The 5,300-nt window shown below is 59.4% G+C and carries 5 protein-coding genes; 2 read left to right on the top strand and 3 right to left on the bottom strand.

The features are described from left to right. Positions 1–1,068: bifunctional aspartate transaminase/aspartate 4-decarboxylase (locus tag ACFFAR_RS23765; RefSeq protein WP_375508579.1), on the top strand; the 1,068-nt coding region annotated here is incomplete at its 5' end. Positions 1,069–1,129: 61 nt separating this feature from the next. Here the strand turns inward: ACFFAR_RS23765 and ACFFAR_RS23760 are convergent. The 3 genes from ACFFAR_RS23760 to motA all read right to left on the bottom strand — a co-directional run bounded on the left by ACFFAR_RS23760 (position 1,130) and on the right by motA (position 4,500). Then, positions 1,130–2,305, bottom strand: coding sequence for a porin (locus ACFFAR_RS23760; protein WP_174364326.1), 1,176 nt, complete (start codon positions 2,303–2,305; stop codon positions 1,130–1,132). A 284-nt stretch (positions 2,306–2,589) separates the two neighbouring features. Beyond that, positions 2,590–3,594: a flagellar motor protein MotB gene (gene motB, locus ACFFAR_RS23755; protein ID WP_062003268.1), complete on the bottom strand. Its 1,005-nt coding sequence runs from the start codon at positions 3,592–3,594 to the stop codon at positions 2,590–2,592. Positions 3,595–3,630: 36 nt separating this feature from the next. Beyond that, positions 3,631–4,500 carry a flagellar motor stator protein MotA gene (gene motA / locus ACFFAR_RS23750; protein ID WP_062003267.1) on the bottom strand — a complete coding sequence of 290 codons (870 nt, stop codon included), beginning with the start codon at positions 4,498–4,500 and terminating at the stop codon, positions 3,631–3,633. A 296-nt stretch (positions 4,501–4,796) separates the two neighbouring features. Here motA and ACFFAR_RS23745 point away from each other — a divergent pair. Next, positions 4,797–5,300 (top strand): hypothetical protein (locus ACFFAR_RS23745; protein WP_174364325.1); only part of this gene is annotated, 504 nt, incomplete at its 3' end.

Genomic DNA, 5,300 nt, shown 5'->3' with positions numbered 1-5,300 from the left:
CGCGAAAATCACCTGATCAAACCGGGCGACACCATTGCGCTCGGGTCACCGATTTTCACGCCGTACATTGAAATCCCCACGCTCAACGACTACAAGTTGAATGTGGTCAACCTCAACGCCGACGTTGAACGCGGCTGGCAATATTCGAAGGAAGAACTCGACAAGCTGCGCGACCCGAAGGTCAAAGCGTTTTTCCTCGTGAATCCGAGTAACCCGCCGTCGGTCAAGATCGATACCGAAAGCCTGCAGTACATTGCAGCTATCGTGAAGGAACGGCCGGACCTGATCCTGCTCACCGACGACGTGTACGGCACCTTCGCCGACGACTTCGTTTCGCTCTTCGCCTTGTGCCCAAAGAACACCATCCTCGTGTATTCGTACTCGAAATACTTTGGCGCCACGGGCTGGCGGCTCGGCACCATCGCGACACACCAGGACAACGTGATCGACGAACTGATCCGCAAGCTGCCCAAGGAACAACGCGCCGAACTGCACGAGCGTTATGAGTCCATTACCACGGAGCCGGAGAACCTCAAGTTCATCGACCGGCTGGTTGCGGACAGCCGCACCGTCGCACTGAATCACACGGCGGGTTTATCGACGCCGCAGCAGGTGCAGATGGTGCTGTTCTCGCTTTTCTCGCTGATGGACACGCCCGAGGCGTACAAGAACGCGTTGAAGCGCCTGATTCGCGGACGCAAGGAGGCGTTGTATCGTGAGATTGGAATCAGTTTCGACGACAGCGACGTGAACCAGGTCGATTACTACACGATCCTCGACCTCGAGTTCCTCGGCAATCGCGCGTATGGACCAGAATTCGTGCAGTGGCTGTTCAAGAACACCGAACCGTCAGAGCTGCTGTTCCGCCTTGCGAAGGACGCACGCGTTGTGCTCTTGCCGGGGCGCGGCTTCGGTACGCAGCATCCGTCGGGCCGCGTGTCGCTCGCCAATCTGAACGAAAGCGACTACAAGCAGATCGGCCGTGCGTTGCGCAAGCTGATGGCGGAATACGTGGAACGGTATAACGCGGAAACGGGCAAGTCGCTCGACAGTAAAAAGGTACTGTAATCAGGCATCGAAATGGAAACGGGCCGCTCTTCAGCGGCCCGTTTCCGTATCAGCTAAACGCTCAGAACTTGTGGCGGATACCCACGCGCCCAGCGATCTGGTTGTCCGTACCGCGGCCCGACGTGCCGAAGTAGCTCGTGCTCGAACCAATCTGCGCCTGCACGCCGGTTCCGTTGTTCGAACCCGACGCGTGTTGATAAATGCCCAGCACGTAGACATCGGTACGCTTGGAGAGCGCGTAATCCACACTTGCATCGACCTGTTGCCACTTGCCTTGCGCCGCGTCCGTCAGCTTCATGTACGTGTAGCCGAGGCTCGCCGTTGCAGCCGGCGTGAACGCATACTTGGCACCCGCTTCATACGTATTGAACTTGGAAGTAGCGCCGCTGATCGCTTCGAAGCGCGTGTTGGTCCACAACGCGAAGAGGGTCGCAGCAGCGATCTTGTAGTTCGCGCCAATGCCGAACGTGCGCAGGTCCTTCGAGCCACCCGTCGCCACGTTTGCAATGCTCGTGCTGAACGCCGGGGTGGAGGAAGCCGGGAAGTGAATGTCCGTATAAGCCGCGCCAACGCTGAACGGGCCGTTCGCGTAGTTCAGGCCGAAGCTGTATGCACGCGATGAACCTTGCGTGGTCACGCCGGCCGTCGTGGTCGTGGGCGAACCCGAGAATGCACCTGCAGCGTTCGAGAAGCCGTACAGGCCACCGAACGTCACGCCGTAGAAGTTGGCGCTGCTGAACTTGATCGAGTTGTTGATACGGCTCGACGTCAACTGGTCCACGTCATTGATGTGATACGCGTAGTTGCCTGCAACCGTCTGGCCGCCAATGGAATAAGCGCCGCCCAGGTAATCAGTCGAGAACGAGTACTGGCGGCCGAGTGTCACCGAGCCCACGTCCGACTTCGAAATACCCACGTAAGCCTGGCGGCCGAATTCCGCACCGCCCTGACCGAGCGTGCCGTTACCGCTGTTGAAGCCGCTTTCCAACGTGAAGATGGCCTTGAGTCCGCCGCCCAGGTCTTCAGCACCACGCAGGCCCCAGCGGCTGCCTTGCGATACGCCGTCGTCGTACTTGAAAATCTTCGAGCTGCCGGTGCCGGCGGTGCTGTGGTTCGCGTAGCTGATACCGGCATCGATCAAACCATACAGCGTGACGCTGCTTTGAGCTTGCGCAGGTGTGGCCGATGCGGCAAACGCAGCGAGTGCGGCGATGGCGAGCAGTGATTTACGGTTCAAGACATTCTCCGTGAGCGTGGGTGGTAGCGTGATGGGTCTGGTGCAACAAGTGCGTAAATACGCGGGACTTTGACGGTCCGCTGACTTGCGACGGGCGGACTTTACGGGAGGCGTATGTAAGGTCTATGACAGTTGTAATGAAACGACGGCCACGCTGCACAGGCCGCTGCCGTGCTATGGGAAAAGTTCGCGCGAGATGCCGGCGATGTATTACTGGAGGGGAAGGGGAAGTGATGCGATGAGCGCCGCGAGCGAATGGGTATCGTCGCGGCGCCTGCGGCGTGTCAGCCTTTCGAAGAGACTTCGCCGCTTGGGGAGAACGGCCGCGGTTTTGCTTGCTCTTGCGCCACCTTCGCGGGGATCACGGCGCTCGCCGGTTGCGAATCATCCACCGAAGTCCGTCCGCCATCCGCGAAGAACGCCTGCTCCGCCGCCTTGTTCAACACGAGAATGCTGATGCGCCGGTTGGTGGGTTCGTCGGCGACGGCCTTGTTGAGCGGCAGCACATCGGCCAGGCCGCGTACCTGCAGGATCTTGCCTTCGCTCATGCCGCCTGCGATCAGCGAGCGGCGCGCGGCGTTCGCGCGTTCGCTCGACAGCTCCCAGTTCGAGTAACCCGCCTGGCCGCCGGAATACGGCACGGCGTCGGTATGACCTGCAATCGATACCCGGTTGTCCACGTCGTTCATGGATGCCCCGATCTGCGCGAGGATCACGCCCACATAGCTTTCGAGCTTCGAGCTGCCCGATGCAAACATCGGACGCTTGAGCGAATCGACGATCTCGATGCGCAATCCCTCGCTCGTGATATCGATACGAATCTGGTCCTTGAATGCACGCAGCGCCGGCGTATTGTCGATCAGCGCCGTGAGTTTCTCTTTCAGTTGCTTAAGGCGGCGCGCGTCGTCCTCCGCGGCAATGCGCGCGGGGGTCTTGGGCATCGGCTGGGCCTGGCTCTTGGTCGCTTCGCCCGGACGTGAACTCGACAGGTCGCGGCCGCCGCCGTTGATCACGCTCGAGCGCGCAGCGCCACTGCCGTCCTTGCCGCCAAAGAGCGTGGAGAGCGGAGCGTTGAAGTAATCCTCGATGCCCTGCTTGTCGTACTTCGATGTCGAACCGAGCAGCCACATCAGCAGGAAGAACGCCATCATGGCCGTGACGAAGTCGGCGTAGGCAATCTTCCACGCGCCGCCATGATGCGCCCCGTGTCCGGACTTCTTCTTGCGGCGTACCACGATGGTCGGCGCAAGCACCGACTGCAGGGGATCGCGGGATGGTTTTTCAGCCATGTTCGTTACCCGTGGTGTCTGAATGCATGCAATGCATCAGGCCGACTTCGGCGATTTGGTGGCGCGGACGGCTTCATCGAGTTCCTTGAAGCTCGGGCGGTCAGCCGTGAGGAGCACCTTGCGGCCGAACTCCACGGCAATGGCGGGCGCATAACCGTTCATCGATGCAAGCAGTACCGACTTCACGCACTGGAACGGCTTGGACTCCGCCTGTCCCTTTGCAGCGAGCAGATCGGCAAGCGGTCCGAAGAAACCGTATGCGAGCAGGATGCCAAGGAACGTGCCGACGAGTGCGCCGGCAATCATCTCGCCCAGGATGGCAGGCGCAGCGCCGACAGAGCCCATGGTATGAACCACGCCCATCACGGCCGCAACAATGCCGAATGCGGGAAGGCCGTCGGCCATCTTCTGGATCGCGCCGGATGCCACCGATGCCTCCGCATGATGCGTCTCGAGTTCTTCATCCATGAGATCCTGCATCTCGAGCGCGTTGACGTTGCCGCTCGACATCATGCGCAAATAATCGACGATGAACTCCAGCAGATGGTGATCGTTGAGCACGTGTTCGTACTTCATGAAGGTCGGGCTTTTTTCCGGCGCTTCCACATCGACTTCGAGCGCCATCATGCCTTCCTTGCGCGCCTTTTGAAGCAGCTCATAAAGCAGCGCGATCAATTGCACGTACTTTTCTTTAGAGTATCCGCCGCCCTTGAACGCAGTCGGGATGCTTTTGAGCGTCTTCTTGAGCGTCGCGGGAGGATTTGATACGACGAATGCCCCGATGGCCGCACCGAAGATGCACAGCAGCTCGAAGGGCTGAACGAGCGCTGCCAGATGACCGCCAACCCCCATGAAACTCCCGATCACCGAGCCGATGACCAACACCCATCCAATAACGACAAACATGCTCTCTCCGCGTAAATGTGTGCTTCGATTGAATGAAGCTGTCATAGAACTTAACGGCAAGCGGGCTCTCACATTTAGGGTAGATGCGAGGAATCTTTTCTTACCGACTTACGCAAGTCAGCAAAATTTACTCTGGCAAACATGCATTTTTTGCATCGAGGATGAACGTTTCGTGGACGACGCATGGACGTTCGAATTGACGCCAAAAACGGTCACTGTTCGTTCCATTGAATCGTTTAACGCAACCGTACAGTCTCGCCACGGGGAAGGCCCCGGCTACTTACGGAGAAGGTGCGGTGAAGACAGTCCTGAGCGCGGCGGCGGCCGCCATGATCGCCATGCTGGCAACGCAGACGACCCAAGCGCAAGAGGTCTATATACAAGGCGGAACGCTGGGCGGCGGTGTCGGCGCCGCCTACTCGCTGAACTCCTGGGCGGGCGTCCATGCTGAAATGGAAGGCCTCGGTTTTTCGCATTCGTTCAATGTCGACGGCGCCAAATACAGCGGGCATCTGAGCCTGATTCAAGGCGGCCTTTATCTCGACCTGTTTCCGTTTGCGAATAGCGGTTTTCGCGTGACGGGCGGTGCGCTCATCAATGGCGACGAACTGAAGGCGCATGCGGTACCTGACGCCCAAGGCAACTTCAAGATCGGTGACGATACGGTTCCTGCCGTTGCGGGCGCGCCATCGGCCACGGTGCGGCTGCCGAGCGTCATGCCGTATCTTGGCGTGGGGTATGGCCACAAACCGGTATCGAAGGGCTATGGTTTCATGGCCGACATTGGCGTGGCATATGGC

Origin of the sequence: uncultured Caballeronia sp. (genome assembly GCF_964243625.1) — a bacterium.
Classification (GTDB): Bacteria; Pseudomonadota; Gammaproteobacteria; order Burkholderiales; family Burkholderiaceae; genus Caballeronia.
The sequence above is the reverse complement of the archived record's forward strand: the minus strand, read 5'-3'. Positions and strand labels throughout refer to the sequence as shown.

What these genes read in the sequence shown, in the direction of transcription:
- motB (WP_062003268.1), bottom strand. Translation starts at nt 3,594, where the DNA reads ATGGCTGAAAAACCATCCCGCGATCCCCTGCAGTCGGTGCTTGCGCCG.
- motA (WP_062003267.1), bottom strand. Translation starts at nt 4,500, where the DNA reads ATGTTTGTCGTTATTGGATGGGTGTTGGTCATCGGCTCGGTGATCGGG.